This window comes from Leifsonia sp. Y862 (assembly GCF_057669585.1).
This window is the reverse complement of the sequence record NZ_JBYHFR010000001.1, coordinates 2,020,521-2,041,521: the sequence shown is the minus strand read 5'-3', so window position 1 is coordinate 2,041,521 and position 21,001 is coordinate 2,020,521. Positions and strand designations below refer to the sequence as shown.

Genomic DNA, 21,001 nt, shown 5'->3' with positions numbered 1-21,001 from the left:
CGCTCGGGTAAGTGAACGAATCTCAGCTCTCCGCGTGACCGACCCTATCGCCGCTGGCGGTGATCCGATTCCCCCCAAGCGGGGGTGCCACCCTTCCCGGCGAGGGGATCGCTGGCTCTGCCGTCGTGTTCTGGCGGCTCGACAGGTCGCGTTCCCAGGTCGGCTGGCTTCCGCGCCGCACCGCCATGCGGTCGGCCCTCCGCGATCGAAGCCGTCCAAGCAGCGTCAGCGATGCGTACACGCCGGTGTCACAGGCGTCGGTGATGCTCCGCGTCGAGGACACCAGGCCTTTCAGGCTGGACCCCGTGGTGGATGCCGTGCCCACCTGCGCATTCGAGCGCGCCTGCCTGGTCAGAACGGCGACGAGGCTGCGGGTTCGAAGCGGAGTGCGGACGAGGATCGGAGGGGTGTCAAGAATGCGCTTCTCGCCAGCCGTGAACAGGCTGTCGACATAGAGATCGTCGGCGAACAGCGCAGGGAAGGACTCGAATCGCTCGTGTCCCTCTGCCGTGATGGCGTAGGCGCCGGCGCCCCACAATGAGCCATGGGTGGTTGGCATGCGCGTTCGCGCGCGGTAGTAGCTGCGCACCAGCCAGGATGCCCCATCGGTGGCGTACCGGAATCTGGGTCGGCCGGCCAATGCGCCGCCATCGCGCAGCGACGTGAAGAGCGAGATGATCGCCTCTGGCGGTGCTTCAATATCGGCATCCAGATAGAGGCGTGGCCAGAAACCTGCCTCCGCATCACCGGCGTTCATTGCAGCGCTCTTCGACGCCGCCGCAATCTCGATCACGCGCACATGGGGAAACCGTGCGGCGACTGCCGCTGTGCTGTCCGTGCAGCCATTGCAGACCACGAGGATCTCGGCGATGTTCCCCACGGCGAGTGGTGCAACGGATGCGAGGGTGCGCGCGATCACCGCTTCCTCGTTGTGCGCCGGAATGATGATGCTGCCGAGCGGCTCGCCCCGCCGATCAGACTCCACCGGCACAGGGGGCGCCGCTGGCTGGTCAGGCGGTGCTGGCCGGCCAGCCGTCACCGGCACCAGCCGGGAGCGCCGGACGGCGAGATACGCCGGCGGACCGTTGACGAGATACCGGCTCGCCAGCCTCCGGGGTTCAAGAGTGAGCCGCCAGGCCCATTCGAGGCCGTGCTCGGCGATCCAGTGCGGGGCGCGGCTCACTCGACCAGCGAGGAAATCGACGACCGCACCGAACGCCAGCAGGACCCTGGCCCCCGTGACCTCGCCGTACTCGGCGATCCACAATTCCTGACGGGGCTTGCCGAGCCCGACGATGAGCATGTCTGTGCCGGCAGCCCTGATCTCCTCTGCAATGGTGAGCGACCGCTCTGTATCGGACAACTCCGCCCGCTCAGGCGCCCAGCAGCCAGAGAGGGTGAGCGCAGGGTGCGTAATCGCGAGTTGTTCGCGCAACACGGCGTGCGTGCTGGCCGCACCGCCGAGGAAGCCGATGCGGGTGCCGTCCCGCTCGGCTTGCGCCAGAATCGGGCCGATCAGATCGCTGCCGGCCAGCCGGGGCCAGCTCTTGCCGGTGAGGCGTCCGGCCTGGGACGCCAGCGGTGCGCCGTCGATGAGGTTCAGCCACTCCAGGGTCGGCGGCGATTCGGCGGCGGCGAGGGTGCCGAACAGCCGAGACCCCGTGCCGAAATGGTGCACATGGTCGAGGTTGATCGACGCAACGACGAGGGGGACGCCATCCGTCGAGCGCGCTCGATCAGCCACGGAATCGATCGTCTCGTCGAACTCGCGCAGATCAACGGCCGAGCCGCCGAGCATGAGCCGGGTATCTGTGAACGTCATTGCCTCACCACCGATGGGGACCAGGCGTGCTCAATGAACACGCGGGGAGCGGATGTTCCGTTAGCCGGGATCGACCACACTGTGCTGTCGCCCACCGTGGCCTTGTTCTGCATCCCGTACAGCAGGGTGTCGTTGTCGAGCCATTCCACCTGGTCGTCAACGTTCGACTCCTCAGGCAGGATCGTCTCAAGGCCCGTCACAAAGTCGAGCACGGCGATTCCCCAGTACGGCTGGCTGATCGTGCCGGAGTTCTTCTTGTACGCGATGCGAGTGCCGTCGGGGGAGAGCGAGGGGCATTCGACGTTGTCCCTGATGGCTGTGAGCGTTCGTGCGTCGAGATCGCCGCGCACCAGCCAGGTCTGCCCGGCCGATGCCGCCGTCGCATAGAACACGGTGTCGTCGGCGAAGGTCACGCCCCAGACGTTCCTATCTATAGCGGTGACCTGTTCGCCGTTCACCATCAGCGCGAAGTCTTCGAGGTTGCCGTACTCCGTGCCGTCGACGGCGGAGATAACGGTCTGCGTGGAGAAGCCGACGGTGGCGTACGACTCACCGGTGACGAACGCGGTCGACGACACCAGGCGCGAGTCAGCCGAGATGCGCGTGCGGCTGGGCATGCCGGGCAGCGGCCATGACCGGATCTCGTTCCAGTTGGCATCCGTCAGGGTTGCCCTGAACGTGGTGACGACACCGCGGTCGATGTGCAGGCACATTCCCACGCTCGTCGTGGCGTAGACCCGGTCACAGGCGACGGATGTCACCGTTCGCGTTCCAGCTGGGTCGCCCAGTGGGACGCTGGCCACCAGACCGTACCCCGCCCCGGATGCCGTATTGCGGAAGACGATCCGCGGGCCTGCGGCCGGGGCATCCGTCGCGGTGTCGGCCATCACCGTGTCGACGGCGCTCGGCGCGGCGGCGCGTTGCTGGGCACCCGCGAACGCGACGGCACCGTAGACGGTCGCGCCGCCGAGCAGCAGCGTCGCGCCGAGCGCGAGCAGCCAGGCGCGTTGGCGCGGGGTCATCGTGCCTCCGTGATCGGCGGACCACTGCGGCCGGTCAGTACACCGCGCAGCACGATCGCAACGACGGGAATGACGACAACGAGTGCCGCGGCGGCGGCAAGCATGGCGTTCTCGCGTCCGATCGCGAACCAGAGCAGCCCGAATCCGGTTGACGCGACAAGCCGGGCGATGGCGACGACGGTCTGGGCGGCTGCAATGCCGCTTGCCCTGCTGGCCAGGGGCGTGCTCTCTGCGGCGAGGGCGGCCAGGATGCCATCGGTCGCGGCGTAGAAGGCGCCAAGCAACACGAGGCAGGCCACGGTGAGCGCGGCACCGGTCGCCGGGATCGCCGCGCACACGTACGCCGCGAGCAGGGCGAGGTGGCCGAGCACGAAGATACGGGCGCGACCGAATCGATCGGCCAACCGGCCGAGTGGAATCGCCAGGGCAAGGAACGCCACGTTCGTGCCGACGTACAGCAGCGGAAACCAGGCCGCGGCGAAGGAGTCGCGGCTCTGCAGCACCAGGTAGATGAAACCGTCGCCGATGGTCAGTACCCCAAGCAGGCCGGCGGCCAACAGGAGTCTGCGCAGTCGGGGGTCGGTGAGGTTCCGCCAGCGGAAGGGCGCAGCGGCAGCAGGAGTGGAATCGGGTTCGCCATCGTCTTCGCCGCCTTCTTCGCCAAGCGTGCTGCCGTTGGCGGCCACGGCCCGCTCGGCGCGCGGTCGCTTGTTCGGCACGACGAGTCCGAGGATGAAGACGCCCAGCAGCGCGAACGCGAGCGACACCACGAAGATCGTGCTGTAGCCATCCGGTATGAAGAAGAGGATGACGAAGGCCAGCAGGGGCCCGACGGCGGCCCCGACGGTGTCGAGCATGCGGTGCACGCCGAAGGAGTGGCCAAGATTGTCCGGCTGCGATGACGCCGTGATGAGTGCGTCGCGCGGGGCGGTGCGAACGCCCTTGCCGAGTCGGTCGATGGCCACAATCGCGACGATCGCGCTGAAGCCGGTGGCGAACAGCAAGCCGATCCTGGCGATGGCTGAGATGCCGTAGCCGAAGAATGCGATCCACTTTGGCTGGTCACCGCGGTCTGCCGCCCAGCCGCCGGCGATCCGCACGACAGCGCTGATGCCCTGGTAGATGCCGTCGATGAAACCGTAGGCGACGGTCGACAGCCCGAGGACGCCGGTGATGTACAGCGGCAGGATGGCTGAGACAGATTCGGATGACACGTCGGTGAGCATGCTGACGATGCCGAGCGCGATCACCACGGAAGACACCCGCGTCGCGGCCCTGTGCGGGTGCGGACGACCGCCAGGGTCGATGCCGGCAACGCCGGACGAGGTTGCTTTCGCCTTGCGGTCGGATAACGAGATGTACATGGCTCCCCGTCAGCTCGCGGCCGTGAATGAGGCGAAGATCTCGTAGCTGCAGCCACCCGCGCGCTCTGTGACCGTGATGGTGACGCTGTTCTCGTCCCTGCTGAAGGCCAGGGCGCTCGACCCTGCCGCTGCTGGCGCCACAACGTCGTAGAGGCCGAGCTGGGCAAACGTCGTTCGGTAGTAACCGAGCACATCGGTGCCGGTGAGGGTCGACCTGGCGGTGAGTGTCGCGTGCAGCCTGGCGCCCTCCGACGACACTGAACTGCCGGAAATCGTGGAATCGGGGGCGGTGCCGATCACCGCAGACGGGAAGCCGTCGACGAGGCCGCCATCCGCGCTCTTCGAGGCGGGAAGCGGGAGGGATACCAGCACGGGCGGCGGCTTCGACTGCGGAAGCGAGGTCGACGGCGGGCTGGCCGGGGGCAGCACCTCTGTCGAATACCGCGTGCCGGGGTCGCCGGCGCCAGGCGTCGCCGCAGTGTCGTTCGGTATGCCATCCGGTGCAGGGGCAGGGGTGTTCGTGTTCGGATCATCGGCGATGGGGCCCGCCGCGGTGGGCGGTGGCGACGACGGCGCCGCCGAAGCCGGCGTCTGGACCTCTGCACCGGCATCCGTGCTGGAGGTGCCCTGCTGCGCAGCGACGATGACGCCGCCCATAATGAGTACGGCAGCGGCTCCTCCCGCAATGATGACGATGCGTCGATTCATATGCGCGGCCCAACCAATCTGAGTTCGCCCCTGTCTGCCTCGAAGGTGTCGCCCGTCGCAGGGCACGTGAACTGGTCACCCTCGCCCGCCACCAGGGGCACGCCTGCGCGCCCGACCCAGCCGATCTGCCTGGCAGGGACGCCGGCCACGATGGCGAAGTCGGGAACATCCGTCGTCACGACGGCACCGGCGGCAACGAGGGACCAGCGACCGATCATGACCGGTGCGACGCACACGGCGCGGGCACCGATAGATGCCCCTGTACCGACCATCACGCCGACCATGCGCCAGTCTTCCGCGCCCTTGCGCGACCCGTCGGCATTGATCGCCCTCGGATACTCATCATTCGTGAAGATGACTCCCGGGCCAACGAAGACCCCGTCTTCGAGAACGGCCGGCTCATAGACCAGGGCGTAATTCTGGATCTTGCAGTTGCGCCCGACGACCACGCCAGGGCCGATGTACGCGCCCCTGCCGAGGATGCACCCCTCCCCGACGTGGGCGTTCTCCCTGATCTGAACGAGGTGCCACACCAGGGCGTCGTCACCGACGATGGCCGTCGGGTCGACGTCAGCCGTTGGTGCGATCATGGCGGGATTCTCTGTCATGCGCGGCATTCCCCACATAGTCCAAATGTCATTTCACGGGTGCGCTAGTAGGCGCCGGTTGGATTGGTGAGCACGCGTACCGTGCGCCAGAGGATCATCAGGTCGCCCATGAGCGACCAGTTCTCGACGTAGTACAGGTCGAGACGAACGCTCTCCTCCCAATCGAGGTTCGAGCGACCGTTCACCTGCCACATCCCGGTCAGTCCTGGCTTGATGTAGAGCCGGCGATGCACGTGCGTCTCGTACCCGGCGACCTCGGTGAGCAGCGGTGGACGGGGCCCGACGAGACTCATCTCGCCGATGAACACGTTCCACAGCTGCGGGAACTCATCGATGGAGTACTTGCGGATCACCCGTCCAAGCCGCGTGATCCTGGGGTCGTTGCGAATCTTGAACAACACCCCAGACCCCTCGTTCGCCGCGCGCAGGGCATCAAGGTCGCTCTCCGCCGATGTCACCATCGACCGAAACTTGATCATCCTGAACGTCTTGCCGTTCCGGCCGCAGCGCTCCTGTGTGAACAGTGCAGGGCCAGGACTGTCCAGCCGGATCAGCAGCCCGACGACCAGGAAGGCGGGGAGGAGCAGCAGGAGCGCTGCGCCAGACGCCACAACGTCGAGGGTGCGCTTCAAGTCATGCTTGACGCCCTCAAAGTGCGGGATCTCCACGTGAATGAGAGGAAGGCCGTCAACGGGACGGAAGTGAATTCGCGGCCCAGCGACATCCGTCAGCCTGCTCGAGAGCACGAGCTCAGCCGACGTGCGCTCAAGCTCCCACCCCAGATTGCGGATGAAAGAGCCGCCGCCACCTGGCAGCCCGGCGACGATCACCGTGTCGACGCCCAGCGACGAGACGGCATCGGCGACCGATTCGAAGGTAGCGACAACGGGCACCCGCTTGGTACCGGTGTGGATGCTGGTCTTCGCTGAGTCGTCGAGGGCGACGCCGACGACATAGTACGCAGCTCCCGATTTCTGCTCGATCTGGGTGACGACGTACTCGACGTCATCCTGATCGCCCACCACGATCACGCGGGAGAGATAGTGGCCGTAATGCCGCTGGTTGAGCAGCCACTTGCGCCACAGCCACCTGGACAGCACGAGCCCTGCGACGCCGAGTGGCAGCGCCAGGATGAAGTAGCCGCGTGCAATGTCGACCTGGAAGGCCAGGAAGCCGATGGACAGGCTTCCGAACGCCACGGCGCTCGCGTTGATGACCTGCTTGTATTCGGTTGCTCCAACACCGATCACCCGCGAGTCCCGCGTGCGGAACACGGCAAGCGAGAAGATCCAGGTGGCAATGATTAGGAGCGAAATGACCCAGTAGCCGGTGGCCACCGCCCCCGCTGTTGCAGCCGTTGCCGTTTCTGAGACGCCGAAACGAACGAACAGCGCGACGGCGACGGCGATCGCGATAATGAGGCTGTCGGTCACCCGCAGCTTTCTGCGGTATCGCTTCGCCCAGCGCAATCCCGAGATCTGGGAGTCGATGGTGAACGGCGGCGCCGTCGGGCTCGGAGTGTCGACGAGCGTCAGCTTCGCCATGCGGCCGAATGGCAGGGTGCCGGCCAGGGGCAGGCTTGGTTCCAGTTCGCTCATGCTGGACTCACCTCAGGGCGAGGGGTTCTAGAGCGGTCCGGGTTGGAGTGGATGAAGCCGGATGGGGTGGATCCGGTATTTGTCGGTCGACAAAACAGTCGACTCGTCACAGACGTAGTCACTTTTTTAGTTCCCTGCATTTCGGGTTTACAGGTTCAATATGGGCAATGGTGTCGTACGGACGGAGCGGGTGATTTTTCCCGTGCGGGTGCACGGCAGGCGCGCCTCTAGGGAAGGTGCGAATGAGTGGAACCAAGAACGTGATGCATTCTCAGCTCCGCATGTGCCGACCATAGCGCGAGTCTGGAAACCCCGCTGTCACCTCATCGGGGGGTGGCGAGTGGGGGATGCGTCGCGGTGGGGCACGGAAGATTCAGGCGTCCTGACCAGCCTGTTTGGACATCCGCTTGTCTTTTCGTGCCTGTTTCGCTGCGGCGTCGTCGGTCTTCATGATCGCCCTGGTCTCCGTCGTATCTCCGATCACCGGCCGCAGCCAGCGCGCTGATGGGTCGGAATCGATCAGGATCATCCGGGCGAGAAGTGTGAGCGGAATGGCGAGGATGGCGCCAATCGGCCCGATGATGACCGCCCAGAACAGCACAGAGAAGAACGTGAGTGTCTGGCTGAGGGCGACGGCATTGCCGACGACCCGTGGCTGGATGATGGACTGCACAACGGCATTGATGACGCTGTACACGACGAGGACGGCCACGACCGTCGGCCAGCCCCCGACCAGGAAACCGAAAACGAGCGGCGGGATGATGGCGAAGAAGTAGCCGATATTCGGAATGAAGCTGCAGAGAAACGCGAGCAGACCCCACAGGAGCGCGGCCGGCACCTGCAAGATCCAGAGCGCCAGCGCGTTCAGGGCACCCTGGGCAATGCCAAGCACGGTCGTCACGACCATGTAGCGGCGCACATTGCTCGCGAACGAGACGATGGCGGTGGCAAAAGCTGGGCGGCGCGTGCCGAGTTGCCGCAGAATGGTCGGGACGTACACGGCATCCGCTGACATCAGGATCAGCATGGTGAGGACGATGACGAGTGCGCCGGTGATGCTGAACACGCTGCCGAGGATTCCTGAGGCAAAGCTGACGATGTTACTCGGTTCGAATCCAGATGCGATCTCCTGGATCTGCTCCTGACCGATGCCGATGCTCGACAGCCAGGCGGTGATACTCGTGCCGATGGCCGCCAGTTGATCTGAGTATTCGGGCAGCATGCTGGCGAATTGGGCGAACGCGATGATCACCGTGTACGTGAACCCGGCCAGGAGCAGGAAGACGACCACGATGACAGAGCCTGTCGCGATGCCATGCGGAACGCCGCGCTTCTCCAGGCCGGTACGCACGGGTTGGGCGCAAATGGTGAGGATGAGCGTGAGGAGGACGGGGGCCAGGATCCCGCGGATGCCGCTGATGCCTGCCGCGGTCACGGTTGCCGCTGCGAGGGCGACGAGAATGATCGTCGCGCGAGGATAGCGGCCGGAGAGCCCTCCGCCCTGCGGCGGGTCTGCAGGTAGCGCTGGCGGTGCTGAGGGAGATGCCGTGTGTCGAGGCGCTGCCGGAGGTGCGGCCTGACGCGCGGTCGGCGGTGCGGTCGGAAGCGCAGCCCGCCGGGCAGGTGGCTGTACAGACCCGGCCGGTGTTGCCTCTGCCGGTGCTGCCTCTGTCATGGTGAGTCCTCTCGCTCGTCCGGTACGGGGGTACCGGCTGGCTGAACGGATGCTCGTGAACGCCGGCTACGCGTCCAGTGCTTCACGGCCAGATGCTGCGACAAGAGGAACTGGGATGTCGCTGGTTCAGTATGGCGCAGCGATACGGCCGCGGGAAGGATGCTTAGCGGTATCCTCACTACTCAACACGCGATTTTCTTGCTGGTTCTCGGTGATTTTTGGCGACGAGGGGTGCGCTCGATGCTGCAGGCAATTGGTCAGCTCCTGCCGATCGCCGTCGCGGTCGCGCTCAGTTCGGTTCCCATCACAGCCACGATCATCCTGCTGCTCTCGCCCAACCGGGATCGGTCTGCGATTCCGTTTCTCATCGGGTGGGTGGTGGGCGTCGCAGGTGTGCTCATCCTGTTCGCACTGGGTGCAGCCCTCCTGCCGCCCTCATCGACGAAGCATCAGGATCTCGGTATCGCCATCATCCAGATCGTGATTGGTTCTGCCCTGGTGATCTTCGCCGTCATTCTCTGGCGGCGCACTCGCCACAAGCCCACCAGTGCGTTGCCCAAGTGGCTGAACGCCGTGGGATCAATGGGCCCGGCGTCGTCAATGGGGCTGGCATTCGGGCTGAACCTACGGCCGAAAGGCCTGCTCCTCAGCGCTGCCGGGGGGTTGGTGCTCAGTGGAGAACCGCTGACACCGGCCGGAGCGGTCGTCGTCGTCACGATCTACGTCGTGATCGCGACATCAACGGTTGCCGTGCCGATCATCGTCACGCTGGCCGCGCCTAAGAAGATGGAACCGCGCCTGGTCTCTGCGCGGGAATGGATGATCCGAAACAATGCCACGGTGACAACGCTGATCATGATTATGATCGGCGTTGTCATCATCGGGGCTGGACTGACCAATTTGTGAGGCATTGTCGCGCGTCTAGGCCCGCAGGTTGTTCAGGCCACGGGTGCGCGCTGCGCCAGCATGCTCTGCGCGAAGAAGGTGGCCAGCTCGTCAGTCGCCGACAGTGGCAGTACGTGCGCGACATACTGGTCGGGGCGAACGACGACGACGCAGCCGGCGCGGTCGATGTCGCGTTCGTCGAAGATGTCGTTTGCAGGGTCGACCGCATAGACCTTCTCGTAGTCGATGAGCTGGAATGGGCCGCCCGTCGGCCGAAAGATCGGCGGCACCTGGCCGAAATCCACCGCGTCGTGCGTCTGCTGGTAGACGACCTTGACGTCGAACACGCTGTCGACGTCGGCATCCGTCAGTGTGAATGTTGCGATGGGGGAGTCGGGAGAGGCGGCAAGCCACTCTGCCCAGTCAGCGAGCGCCGATGGCTCCCCAGAGGCCGGAGCGTCGGCGAACACGTAGAGTCTCCAGCGTCCATCCGCCCGGTGGTGATGACCCAGGTGCACCGGGTTGGCGTCGGCGACGCGCACCGCACGCGCCGATTTGAAGCGCTTTCCTATCGGAAACCCGGTTGCGAACTGCTGATGGGTCGCTTCGCCCGTCAGCATGGATGGCCCGTACTGCGTCGAGAACCCGGCGGGGAACTCGGCGGTCTCAAGATAGAACTCGCCCAGCGCCTCAGGGCTCTCGAACTCTTCGGGTTTCTTGGCCAGCATCGCCGCCCATTCACGATCGAAGTCGATGAGGTACTGGGCGATGATCTGGCGTTCCCCTGAGTAGGTATCCAACAGCGTCTCAGGGCTTCGGCCCTCGAGCACCTGGGCGAGCTTCCAGCCGAGGTTGAAGCCGTCCTGCATCGACACGTTCATGCCCTGACCGGCTTTGGCGCTGTGCGTGTGGCAGGCGTCGCCTGCAATGAAGACGCGCGGTGAGCGGATGCCGGTGAGTTCGACCGGCACATCGTCGAACTTCTCGGTGAGGCGGTGGGCTACTTCGTAGACGCTGAACCACGCGACATCGCGCACATCGAGGGTGTACGGATTGAGGATCTCGTTCGCCCTTGCGATGGTCTGCTCGATGGTCGTCTCACGCACTGCCCCGTTGTCGCCGGCGGCGACTTCACCGAGATCGACGTACATGCGGAAGAGGTATCCGCCCTCGCGGGGGATCAGCAGGATGCTGCCGTTCTCGGACTGGATGGCGCACTTGGTCCTGATGTCGGGGAAATCAGTGACGGAGAGGGTGTCCATGACGCCCCAGGCGTGAAACGACTGGTCACCCATGAGCTTCTGCCCGATGGACTCGCGCACGGCGCTGCGTGCGCCGTCGCAGCCAACAACGTATTTCGCACCGACGACACGCTCGTCTCCCTCGTGCTCACCTGTGGTGTGACGAAGCGTCACGGCGACGGGGAATTCCTCCCCTTCGGTGACCATGTGTGAGACGAACTCGTACCCGAAATCCGGCGAGACGCGCGCCGGCCCGTAGGCGGCCGCTTCGGTGAAGTAGTCGAGAACTCGCGCCTGGTTCACGATCAGGTGTGGGAACTCGCTGATGCCGCCCGGGTCGTCGTCGGTGCGCTGGGTGCGGATGATCCGCGACGAATCCGATGGATCCGGTCGCCAGAAATTCATGGCGGTCAGCTGGAAGGCCTCGGCAACGATGCGCTCCGCGAAGCCGAACGCCTGGAAGGTCTCGACGCTGCGGGCCTGGATGCCGTCAGCCTGCCCGACGGCGAGACGCCCTGGACGCCTCTCGATGAGGCGCGTCGTGATGGTGGGGAATTGCGATAGCTGCGCAGCGAGGAGCATGCCGGCCGGGCCTGACCCGACGATGAGAACGTCCATCTCATCGGGAAGCTCTGATGAACGATTCAGGCCGACACCGGCCGCAGGGCTGATCCGTGGATTCTCGGAAACATAGCCATAGTTATGGAATTGCACTGTGGGGATCCTCTCTCAACTGCGCTGTTGAGGCTTGTCGCGCCCGTGCCATTGTTCTATAGTCGAACACGGAATTCTATTACTGATCTGATCATAGATAGCGAAGCGGATGCTGCACAAGCATCCGCTGACGAACCGAACGTTGGAGGATGCCATGGCGGTCAGCACTGGCACCACCGGTAGTCGACAGGCCGCGGCCACCGTGCCAGCGTCGCAAACGTTGAGTCGCGGCATCCGCATTCTCGAGATCCTCGCGGACGAGCGCGCGCCGCTCGCGATCGACGAGATTGCGCATCGGCTTGATGTGCACCGCTCGATCGCGTATCGGCTGCTGCGCACGCTGGAGGATCACGGGCTCGTCGCTCGGGATTCCGCCGGCCGTATCGCCCTCGGCGCGCGCATGGCCGTGCTCGCCGCCGGAGTCGCTCATGACCTTCAATCGGCTGCCCTGCCAGAGCTCACGGCCGTGGCGAATGAACTGGGCATGACGTGTTTCCTTGCGGTCCTCGACACCGATCGTTGCATCACGCTGGCCAGCGTCGAGCCGCATCACACCGATGCCGCGGTCGTCCAGCGCCCTGGTGCGCGGCATCCCGTGACCACGGGAGCCCCCGGCAAGGCGATCCTGTCGATTCTTCCCCGCTCCGAATGGCCGGCCGGTGTGTCAGAGCGCCTGCGCGAGGAGGTTGCGCAGGCAGCTGCCCAGGGCTACGCATCGAGCCACGACGAGGTGATCCAGGCCGTTCGGTCGGTCGCCGTTCCGCTCTCGCTCCGTGGCCAGCGTCCGGCGGCAATCGCCGTCGTCTACCTGGCTGAGGAAACTGACCCGGAACGGATCGCGTCGAGTCTGCAGCGCGCAGCGCGGCTCATCCGCTCGGCCATCGAAGGCTGACAACGGCGCCGACTGTTACCGGTCGTTCGCGATGCTGAGCACGGCGAAGAGATCGCACTGTACCAACGAACCCCCGTCGAGCTCGGCGGCAATGCACTGGCGTGCGGGGCGGTTCTCCGGGTCGGGGAACATGGCGACCCATTCCCGGTTGAGCGCGTCGCGGCCGCGGTAGTCGGCGAGCCACACGGTCATCTTCAGGATGTCGGTCGTACGAGTGGGATGCCGCCGACATCGGACGCCACACCGTGCGTGTCAGGGCAACGGACGCTGCCGGAAACGTGCAGCCAGAAGTACCGCCATGGAATCGGCTCGGATACGGCAACAACGCCGTCGAGGTGGTCCACTTCGACGTCATCTGAAGAATCGAAGCATGGATGCCCTAGCCGAATCCGCCCATCGCGGATGCATAACTCCTGCAGAATCGCGCGTCGGTCGGCAGCTCCGGCGTGATTCGGAGGCGGCAATCGATTGCGACCACAGGTCGCAGGAGTTATGCGTGCCGGGATCGGTTCACCGGGACGAATGAGGGCAGCGAGACCGGAACAACTGCTGGCCAGATGTCTATCCGACCGGGATTCGGGCACAAAAAAAGGCCACCCCCCAGTAGAAGCCTGGAGAATGGCCAAGTGGCTCCGACGGGCGTCGATCCCGTGACCTCTCGATTTTCAGTCGAACGCTCTACCAACTGAGCTACAGAGCCTTGAGAAACAAACTTCGAGAAGCCGCTTCCTAAGAGAAAAGCCCTCCGTTTTACGGAAGGGCTTTTCACTTTTGCGACCCTGACGGGACTTGAACCCGCGACCTCCGCCGTGACAGGGCGGCACGCTAACCAACTGCGCTACAGGGCCTCGATGTGAAACCATATTACTTTATTAAATTGTGTGACCCCAACGGGATTCGAACCCGTGCTGCCGCCGTGAAAGGGCGGTGTCCTAGGCCACTAAACGATGGGGCCGTGGCTGTCATCAGCTGATGACTTCCGACGCATAAGCATACGATTAGATTGCCCGATAGTTCAAATCGAGCGCCACCGGCGTGTCGCTTTTGGGCCCGAATGCCGCATACGTGCGTAGATAAGTCCCGGTCAGGACACTTTTATTTCTCTCAAATTAGTTTCTGAGATTCCACCGCACCCGCGAATGACCCGGTTGCAGCAGTGCACGCGGGTTAGATTCGTTTGCATTGGCGTGTGCCCGAGCCCGCTGTTGTTACTGTGAAGAGAGTTGCCACTGTGACAGAAGTGTTCACGAGGGCCTGATCGGGGAGTTATGAGTCGCACCAGTTCACCAATCGAGCGCGGAGCGCAGGTCAGCCTGCTGGGCCCCATCGTTGGTGCGGCACGAATCCGTCGCCGCCGCATGTTCTCCGCCACAGCGGTGCTGGCTGCACTTGCCCTGGTGTCAACCCTCACCACTCCGGCCTCGCCGGCGCTGGCCGTTGAGTACCCCACCTGGGGCGACCTGCAGAGCGCGAAGTCGAACACCCAGGCTGCAGAAGCCAAGGTCTCCGAGATTCAGGATCTCATTGCCGGCCTCGCCGTCGAGGTGGCTGCGACCCAGGCAGAGTCAGAGGCCCGCGGCCTTGAACTTCAGATCGCCCAGGAGAAGTTTGACGACGCTGCTCTTCGCGCCGACAATCTCCAGGCCGAAGCGGATGCGAGCCAGCTGGCCGCAGACGCCGCAAGCAAGCAGGCCGGGCAGTTGGCCGCGCAGCTGTACCGCACGGGCGGCACAGACCTCAGCGTGAACCTCTTCCTCGATGAGCAGAAGTCGGGTGCGGGCGCAGACGAATTGCTTGCAAAGCTCGGCAGCATGTCGAAGCTGGTGGAGCGCAGCAGCGAGACCTATACCAAGGCCCAGGCGGCCAAGAACAACGCGCAGTCGCTGGGAGACCAGGCCAAGGTTGCCCAGGCAGAGCGCGAGAGCCTGCGCGTCGTCGCAGAGAGCGCCCTCGTTGCAGCCCAGGCCGCAGCAGACGCAGCGGCGGAGGCCTTGGCCGTGTCAGAAGCCAAGAGCATCGAACTCGACCAGCAGCTGAAGTTCATGCGCGACACGGAAGCAACCACGGCTACGGCCTATCAGGCGGGCGTTGCGGAGCGCGCTCGGCTGGAGAAGGAAGCACGTGACAGAGCTGCTGCTGAGGCGGCAGCCAACTCAGGTGGCGGGGGAGGCGGAGGCGGCTCCAGCACAGCCGGACCTGGACTGGGCGGTGGATTCATCAGCGATTCTGGCTGGGCGGTTCCGTCCAGCGGTCGCATCACCGACGTTTTTGGTCCTCGGCAGGTCATCTGCGGTAGCCAGGGCTGCAGCGGCGGGTTCCACTACGCCACAGACCTCGGTGCCGGGTGCGGCTCGCCGATCTATGCCGCAGCTGCCGGCACCGTCGAATACGCCGGACGCTTCGGAACCTACGGAAACTTCGTGCTGATCAACAACGGCAACGGTGTGAGCACCGGATACGCCCACATTCGCGATGGCGGCATTTTTGTCAGCAACGGCCAGAGCGTCAGCGCAGGCCAGAACATCGCAAGCGTCGGCATGACAGGCGCAGCCGACGGATGCCACCTGCACTTCGAGGTGCGGATCAGCGGCAACCGCATCGACCCAGTCCCGTTCATGGCTGACCGAGGAGCAGGACTTGGCTAACACGCGCAAACGTCCACGGATCAAGCCGGCGGCGCTGCTGTCTGCGATGGCGATCGGAGCGGTCACCGCTTCCATCGGCCTCACGGCACCGGTCGCGTATGCCGATCAGGGCTACCCGAGCTGGGATGACGTTCAGAAGGCCAAGCAGAGCGAGGCCACCAAGAAGGCGCAGATCGCTGCGATCGGCACGCTGCTGGCCGGATTGCAGACCGCTGCCGACAGTGCGTCCAAGGAGTCGCAGAAGGCGGCTGAGGCCTACCGGGTGACCCTCGACCAGCTCGATGCTGCAACAGCCAAGGAAAAGAGCCTGGCCAAGCAGGCGGCATCCGCCAAGACCAAGGCAGAGACGTCGAAGCTGCGTGCCGGACTGATCGCGGCGCACCTGGCAAAGACGGGCGCGCAGGACCTGTCGCTGAACCTGTTCCTCAACGGCGGGTCTGCCTCTGATCTGCTGCACCAGCTCGGCACGGCCAGCAAGTTGAGTGAACAGTCCCAGACGATCTATCAAGAGGCGATCCAGGACCAGAACAGCGCTGAATCGCTCGGTGACCAGGCCGCATCGGCCATCGTCGAGCGCGAGAAACTCACGCGCGACTCTCGATCACGGTTCGACGACGCGAGTACCTCTGCCCAGGCCGCACAGTCGGCCCTTGAAACACAGCAGAAGAAGTCGAGTGAGCTCTTCGAGCAGCTCGCTCTCCTGAAGGACACCACGGCCGAGGCCGAACGCGCGCACCAGGCAGGTCTCGACGCCGCTGCAGCCGCCAAAGCGCTGGCCGACGCGCAGGCAGCAGCCCCGAAGCCCTCCACGCCCTCAACCGGTGGCAACACCGGCGGGAACACGGGCGGTGGTGGTTCCGCGGCTCCCGCTCCCGCTCCCGCTCCCGCTCCTGCTCCCGCTCCCGCTCCCGCCCCAGCGCCGACATCTGCTCCTGCACCGGCGCCAGCTCCCGCACCCGCGCCCGCGCCGGCTCCAACCCCCAACGCCAGCGCCGTGGATACGGCGATCAGTTTCGCGAGAGAGCAGCTGGGCGACCGCTACCAGCTTGGGGGCTCAGGCCCGGACGCCTGGGACTGCTCAGGCCTGACCAAAGCGGCATATGCCGCTGCGGGAATTTACATCGGAACGCACTCAGCCACCGACCAGTACAACACGATGCGAAACCAGGGACGCCTCGTCCCGTTCTCCCAGGCACAGGTCGGCGACCTGGTGTTCTGGTGGGGCGGTAGAGACTACTACCACGTCGCGATCTACCTGGGCGGCGGCCAAATCCTGGAGGCACCTGACATCGGCAAGCCGGTACGCATCCACTCGATCTGGGGCTGGGACGACGTCGCCGGATACGTCGGCCGCCCGTCAGGCTAGCCAACTACAGGTACAACAATGCCCCGCAGAGATTCTCTGCGGGGCATTGTTGTCGACTGGCGCACCTCCGATGAGGTGCTGAAGGCTAGTGGCCTTCTGCCGCCAGCTTCGCGATGCCGTCCAGGATGATCTGGTCGGCCTCAGCTGCGTCGCCCCAGCCTTCGGTCTTGACCCACTTGCCAGGCTCAAGGTCCTTGTAGTGCTCGAAGAAGTGCTCGATTTCCTTGCGGGTGTACTCCGGGATGTCGTTGACGTCCTGGATGTGATCCCAGCGCGGGTCACCAGCAGGAACGGCGATGACCTTGGCGTCTGAGCCACCGTCATCCGTCATGTTGAACACGGCGACGGGACGAACCGACACGCCAACACCGGGGAACAGCGGGTAGTCGAGCAGCACCAGCACGTCAACGGGGTCACCGTCGAGGCCGAGCGTGTTCTCGAAGTAGCCGTAGTCGGTGGGGTACACGAAGGTCGTGTAGAGCACGCGATCGAGGTACACCCGACCGGTCTCGTGGTCTACTTCGTACTTGTTGCGGCTTCCACGCGGGATTTCGATAACTGCGTCATATGCGGCCATGGCCAGATTTCTCCTTTGGTTACGTCCTGCCCGGCGTTCAATGTCCACCAGACCGGACTACGTGCTCGAAGTCTGCGGATAACGTTACTGGATGGAGTCCGAACGCCGCCCACGCCTCAGCCCCGCAATTGCCGACGTACGCCGAATGGTGCGCGAGGCGTTGCCAGCAGCCGACAGTCTCGTGCTCGTCGGGTTGAGCGGGGGCGCAGACTCGCTGGCCCTTGCCGCCGCCACCGCATTTGAGGGGGCACGAGCCGGGGTGAAAGCCGGCGCCGTGATCGTCGATCACGCACTTCAGGACGGGTCAGCGGATGTCGCAGCCGCGGCCGCCAGGCAGGCAGAGGCCCTCGGACTCGACCCCGTTATCGTGCAGAGAGTCACCGTTGCCACCGACCCAGGGGGAGAGGGCCCTGAGGGCGCGGCACGATCCGCGCGCTATGCGGCCTTCGAACAGGCCATGGACGAGACTGGCGCATCGGCGCTGCTGCTCGGGCACACCCTCGACGACCAGGCGGAAACCGTGTTGCTCGGCCTCGCGCGGGGCGCCGGGGCCGGCAGCCTGCAGGGCATGGCGGCCGCAAGCGGTCGGTACCTGCGTCCGCTGCTCGGCATTCGTCGGGACCAGACGCGACAGTTCTGTGTCGACTCCGGCCTCGTCGCGTGGAACGACCCGCAGAATGCCGACCCGCGATACGCGAGGGTGCGTGTGCGCGAAACCGTGTTGCCGGTCATGGAGGCCGAGCTCGGGCCGGGCGTGGCAGAGGCCCTCGCCAGGACGGCAGCCCAGCTGCGTGAAGACTCAGCAGCCCTCGACGCCATCGTGCTCGAATTCATCGAGGAGATCTGCGAACCCGCTGAGGCAGGAATCGCCGTGTCAGTGGGTGCGCTCGAGGCGAACCCCCCAGCTCTGCGGCAGCGGATCATCCGCTTCGTCGTCGAGAGCGAATTCGGAATCTCACTGGAACGCGTGCACACGCTCGCCGTTTCCCGGCTGATCACCGATTGGCACGGACAGAAGGCACTCGACCTCCCAGGCGTTAGAGTTATCAGGCAGGACGGGCTGCTCGTGTTTACCGCGCAGCACTAGACGTTGATGCGGTAGAGCCGCACCGCTTCGAATCGAGTCGAGCAAAGGAAATTTCCGTTCCATGGAACCACGCGACATTGAAGGCGACCTCACCGAGATTCTGATCGACGAGGAGCAGATTCGCACCAAGCTCGCGGAGCTCGCTCGTCGGATCGAAGCCGACTACGCAGGCAAAGACCTGCTGCTGGTTGGCGTGCTGAAGGGCGCGGTCATGGTCATGGCCGACCTGGCCCGCGAATTGCAGCACCCCGTCACGATGGACTGGATGGCTGTCAGCTCATATGGCTCAGGCACCCAGTCGAGCGGCGTCGTGCGCATCCTCAAGGACCTCGACACCGACCTCACCGGTCGCAACGTGCTCATCGTCGAAGACATCATCGATTCAGGCCTCACGCTGTCATGGCTGATGGCCAACCTCAACTCGCGCGGCCCGGCATCCATTGAGATCTGCGCCCTGCTCCGTAAGCCTGAAGCGGCTCGCGTCGAGATCGACGTCAAGTACTTCGGCTTCGACATTCCAAACAAGTTCGTCGTTGGCTACGGCCTCGATTACAACGAGAAGTACCGCAACCTGCGCTCGATCGGGATTCTGGCTCCGCACGTTTACTCGTAGGGCGGAGACGGCCTGACGGCCTCCTCAGCAAACGAACAGCGGCCTCCCCGACCACGGGCGAGGCCGCTTTGTCGGATGAAGTGGGCAATTTTCAGATTCCAGTTCATCCCACGGCGAACATACGGCGAGCATTCAGGGCTGTGACGGTAGCCTGTGAGAACCATGAACGTCAAGAAGCTACTGCGCGGGCCGCTCCTCTACATTGTTCTCGCCGTCATCGCCGTGTGGGTGGGCTCCAGCCTCCTCACCATGTCGGGATTCAAAGAGATCTCCACCCAACAGGGACTTGAGTTCCTGAAGGACGGCAAGGTGGCAGAGGCCACCATTGTCGACGGCGAACAACGCGTCGACCTCACACTCACCAAAGCCGACGAAAAGCTCGGCAACCAGGTGCAGTTCTACTACGTTGCACCGCGCGGAACTGAGGTTGTCGAGGCGGTGACCGCAGCGAACCCGAAGGACGGCTTCACCGACGAGGTGCCGCAGGCCAACTGGTTCCTGTCGCTGCTCGGCATCCTGCTGCCCGTGCTGCTGATCGGTGTGTTCTTCTGGCTGATGCTGTCTGGCATGCAGGGCGGCGGCAACAAGGTCATGCAGTTCGGCAAGTCAAAGGCCAAGCTGGTCTCCAAGGAGAGCCCGCAGGTCACATTTGCGGATGTCGCCGGTGCTGATGAAGCCATCGAAGAACTGCAGGAGATCAAGGACTTCCTCAAGGAGCCCGCGAAATTCCAGGCCGTTGGTGCCCGGATCCCGAAGGGCGTACTGCTGTACGGCCCCCCAGGAACCGGTAAGACCCTGCTCGCCCGCGCTGTTGCCGGCGAAGCTGGCGTTCCCTTCTACTCGATTTCCGGCTCTGACTTCGTCGAGATGTTCGTCGGTGTCGGTGCGAGCCGCGTTCGCGACCTGTTCCAGCAGGCCAAGGAGAACGCCCCCGCGATCATCTTCATCGATGAGATCGATGCCGTCGGTCGTCACCGTGGCGCCGGTATGGGTGGTGGCCACGACGAGCGTGAGCAGACGCTCAACCAGCTGCTGGTTGAGATGGACGGCTTCGACGTCAAGGCCAACGTCATCCTGATCGCCGCGACGAACCGCCCTGACATCCTCGACCCAGCGCTGCTGCGCCCCGGTCGCTTCGACCGCCAGATCGGCGTCGACGCGCCCGACATGCTCGGCCGCAAGCGCATCCTCGAGGTGCACGCCAAGGGCAAGCCCATGGCGCAGGGTGTCGACCTTGAAGTTCTGGCACGCAAGACGCCGGGCTTCACCGGTGCAGACCTGGCCAACGTGCTCAACGAGGCCGCATTGCTCACCGCGCGCTCGAACGCCCAGCTCATCGACAACCGCGCCCTCGACGAGGCCGTTGACCGCGTCATGGCCGGGCCGCAGCGTCGCACGCGCATCATGCGCGACCAGGAGAAGCTGATCACCGCGTACCACGAGGGTGGACACGCCCTGGTGGCCACCGCGATGAACAACACTGACCCCGTGACCAAGATCACGATCCTCCCGCGAGGACGAGCGCTCGGCTACACCATGGTCATGCCGCTCGAAGACCGGTACTCCGTCTCACGCAACGAGCTCCTCGACCAGCTGGCGTACGCCATGGGTGGACGCGTCGCAGAAGAGATCATCTTCCACGACCCGACGACCGGCGCATCGAACGACATCGAGAAGGCCACCTCAACGGCGCGCAAGATGGTCACCGAGTTCGGCATGAGTGCCGCTGTCGGTCCGCTGAAGCTCGGCCAGGCATCCGGTGAGATGTTCCTCGGTCGTGACATGGGCCACCAGCGTGACTACTCTGAGCGACTCGCTGAGCGTGTTGACACCGAGGTGCGCGAGCTTCTCGAGAGCGCGCATGACGAGGCGTACCTGGTGCTGAACGAGAACCGCGAGATTCTCGACACTCTGGCCGCAGCACTCCTCGAACACGAGACGCTCGACCAGACCGCACTCGCCGAGATCTTCGCCAATGTGAAGAAGCTGCCACCGCGCCCGCAGTGGCTCTCCAACGCAAAGCGCCCTGTCTCCGACATCCCGCCGATCAGCATGCCGACTCCGAAGGCGCCGATTGACGAGGGCGCCGTTGACGGCGGCATCGACAGCGGTGCAGGCGAGGCAGTTCCCCAGCCGAAGCGCGCCCCGAACCGCAACCCGCGCCCCGCGACCGCGTAGGCGTCG

General features: G+C 64.7%; 17 protein-coding genes and 3 tRNA genes. 7 read left to right on the top strand and 13 right to left on the bottom strand.

The features are described 5' to 3' along the window. Nucleotides 1-22: 22 nt before the first annotated feature. From AC25Z0_RS09690 to AC25Z0_RS09660, 7 genes are all read right to left on the bottom strand, one after another. Nucleotides 23-1,822 (bottom strand): WecB/TagA/CpsF family glycosyltransferase, encoded by a 1,800-nt coding sequence (locus AC25Z0_RS09690; protein ID WP_488133025.1) that lies wholly within the window; start codon nucleotides 1,820-1,822, stop codon nucleotides 23-25. Further along, on the bottom strand, nucleotides 1,819-2,844 hold the full coding sequence (locus AC25Z0_RS09685) for a hypothetical protein (protein WP_488133024.1): 1,026 nt from the start codon (nucleotides 2,842-2,844) through the stop codon (nucleotides 1,819-1,821). The genes AC25Z0_RS09690 and AC25Z0_RS09685 overlap by 4 nt, the downstream gene beginning before the upstream one ends. Continuing rightward, on the bottom strand, nucleotides 2,841-4,208 hold the full coding sequence (locus tag AC25Z0_RS09680) for an MFS transporter (protein ID WP_488133023.1): 1,368 nt from the start codon (nucleotides 4,206-4,208) through the stop codon (nucleotides 2,841-2,843). Before AC25Z0_RS09680 ends, AC25Z0_RS09685 begins: the two co-directional genes overlap by 4 nt. 9 nt (nucleotides 4,209-4,217) lie before the next feature. Then, on the bottom strand, nucleotides 4,218-4,916 hold the full coding sequence (locus tag AC25Z0_RS09675) for a hypothetical protein (protein ID WP_488133022.1): 699 nt from the start codon (nucleotides 4,914-4,916) through the stop codon (nucleotides 4,218-4,220). Next, nucleotides 4,913-5,524, bottom strand: coding sequence for an acyltransferase (locus AC25Z0_RS09670; RefSeq protein WP_488120412.1), 612 nt, complete (start codon nucleotides 5,522-5,524; stop codon nucleotides 4,913-4,915). The genes AC25Z0_RS09675 and AC25Z0_RS09670 overlap by 4 nt, the downstream gene beginning before the upstream one ends. A gap of 44 nt (nucleotides 5,525-5,568) precedes the next feature. Further along, entirely contained in the window at nucleotides 5,569-7,122 is a 1,554-nt protein-coding gene (locus AC25Z0_RS09665) for a sugar transferase (RefSeq protein ID WP_488120413.1), read from the bottom strand. Between the two features lie 373 nt (nucleotides 7,123-7,495). Beyond that, nucleotides 7,496-8,797: an AI-2E family transporter gene (locus AC25Z0_RS09660; protein ID WP_488133021.1), complete on the bottom strand. Its 1,302-nt coding sequence runs from the start codon at nucleotides 8,795-8,797 to the stop codon at nucleotides 7,496-7,498. A gap of 240 nt (nucleotides 8,798-9,037) precedes the next feature. On the opposite strand from AC25Z0_RS09660, the gene AC25Z0_RS09655 reads away from it, so the two are divergent. After that, on the top strand, nucleotides 9,038-9,703 hold the full coding sequence (locus AC25Z0_RS09655; RefSeq protein WP_488120415.1) for a GAP family protein: 666 nt from the start codon (nucleotides 9,038-9,040) through the stop codon (nucleotides 9,701-9,703). A gap of 32 nt (nucleotides 9,704-9,735) precedes the next feature. On the opposite strand, the gene AC25Z0_RS09650 is transcribed toward AC25Z0_RS09655, so the two are convergent. Next, nucleotides 9,736-11,637, bottom strand: coding sequence for an FAD-binding monooxygenase (locus tag AC25Z0_RS09650; protein ID WP_488133020.1), 1,902 nt, complete (start codon nucleotides 11,635-11,637; stop codon nucleotides 9,736-9,738). 154 nt (nucleotides 11,638-11,791) lie between these two features. Between AC25Z0_RS09650 and AC25Z0_RS09645 the strand changes: the two genes are divergently transcribed. Beyond that, complete coding sequence (locus AC25Z0_RS09645; protein ID WP_488133019.1) at nucleotides 11,792-12,529, top strand: IclR family transcriptional regulator; 738 nt, start codon at nucleotides 11,792-11,794, stop codon at nucleotides 12,527-12,529. A gap of 15 nt (nucleotides 12,530-12,544) precedes the next feature. Here AC25Z0_RS09645 and AC25Z0_RS09640 read toward each other — a convergent pair whose 3' ends face one another. The 4 genes from AC25Z0_RS09640 to AC25Z0_RS09625 form a co-directional block, all read right to left on the bottom strand. After that, complete coding sequence (locus AC25Z0_RS09640; protein ID WP_488133018.1) at nucleotides 12,545-12,721, bottom strand: RidA family protein; 177 nt, start codon at nucleotides 12,719-12,721, stop codon at nucleotides 12,545-12,547. 435 nt (nucleotides 12,722-13,156) lie between these two features. Further along, nucleotides 13,157-13,229 (bottom strand) — tRNA-Phe (locus AC25Z0_RS09635). Between the two features lie 74 nt (nucleotides 13,230-13,303). Continuing rightward, nucleotides 13,304-13,377: transfer RNA gene (locus AC25Z0_RS09630), tRNA-Asp, on the bottom strand. A gap of 34 nt (nucleotides 13,378-13,411) precedes the next feature. Further along, nucleotides 13,412-13,484 (bottom strand) — tRNA-Glu (locus tag AC25Z0_RS09625). Nucleotides 13,485-13,797: 313 nt separating this feature from the next. Between AC25Z0_RS09625 and AC25Z0_RS09620 the strand changes: the two genes are divergently transcribed. After that, the gene (locus AC25Z0_RS09620) at nucleotides 13,798-15,174 is read left to right on the top strand and encodes a peptidoglycan DD-metalloendopeptidase family protein (protein ID WP_488133017.1); all 1,377 of its coding nucleotides are present in this window, start codon (nucleotides 13,798-13,800) and stop codon (nucleotides 15,172-15,174) included. Further along, nucleotides 15,167-16,540 carry a C40 family peptidase gene (locus AC25Z0_RS09615; RefSeq protein ID WP_488133016.1) on the top strand — a complete coding sequence of 458 codons (1,374 nt, stop codon included), beginning with the start codon at nucleotides 15,167-15,169 and terminating at the stop codon, nucleotides 16,538-16,540. Before AC25Z0_RS09620 ends, AC25Z0_RS09615 begins: the two co-directional genes overlap by 8 nt. A gap of 85 nt (nucleotides 16,541-16,625) precedes the next feature. Here AC25Z0_RS09615 and ppa read toward each other — a convergent pair whose 3' ends face one another. Then, nucleotides 16,626-17,117 (bottom strand): inorganic diphosphatase, encoded by a 492-nt coding sequence (gene ppa, locus AC25Z0_RS09610; RefSeq protein ID WP_488120421.1) that lies wholly within the window; start codon nucleotides 17,115-17,117, stop codon nucleotides 16,626-16,628. Between the two features lie 91 nt (nucleotides 17,118-17,208). Here ppa and tilS point away from each other — a divergent pair, with 91 nt between their 5' ends. From tilS to ftsH, 3 genes are all read left to right on the top strand, one after another. After that, a complete protein-coding gene (gene tilS, locus AC25Z0_RS09605; protein WP_488133015.1) occupies nucleotides 17,209-18,204 on the top strand; it encodes a tRNA lysidine(34) synthetase TilS in 996 nt (331 codons plus the stop codon). Nucleotides 18,205-18,265: 61 nt separating this feature from the next. Further along, a complete protein-coding gene (gene hpt, locus AC25Z0_RS09600; RefSeq protein WP_488120423.1) occupies nucleotides 18,266-18,817 on the top strand; it encodes a hypoxanthine phosphoribosyltransferase in 552 nt (183 codons plus the stop codon). A gap of 162 nt (nucleotides 18,818-18,979) precedes the next feature. After that, nucleotides 18,980-20,995: an ATP-dependent zinc metalloprotease FtsH gene (gene ftsH / locus AC25Z0_RS09595; protein ID WP_488120424.1), complete on the top strand. Its 2,016-nt coding sequence runs from the start codon at nucleotides 18,980-18,982 to the stop codon at nucleotides 20,993-20,995. The last annotated feature ends 6 nt before the right edge of the window (nucleotides 20,996-21,001 follow it).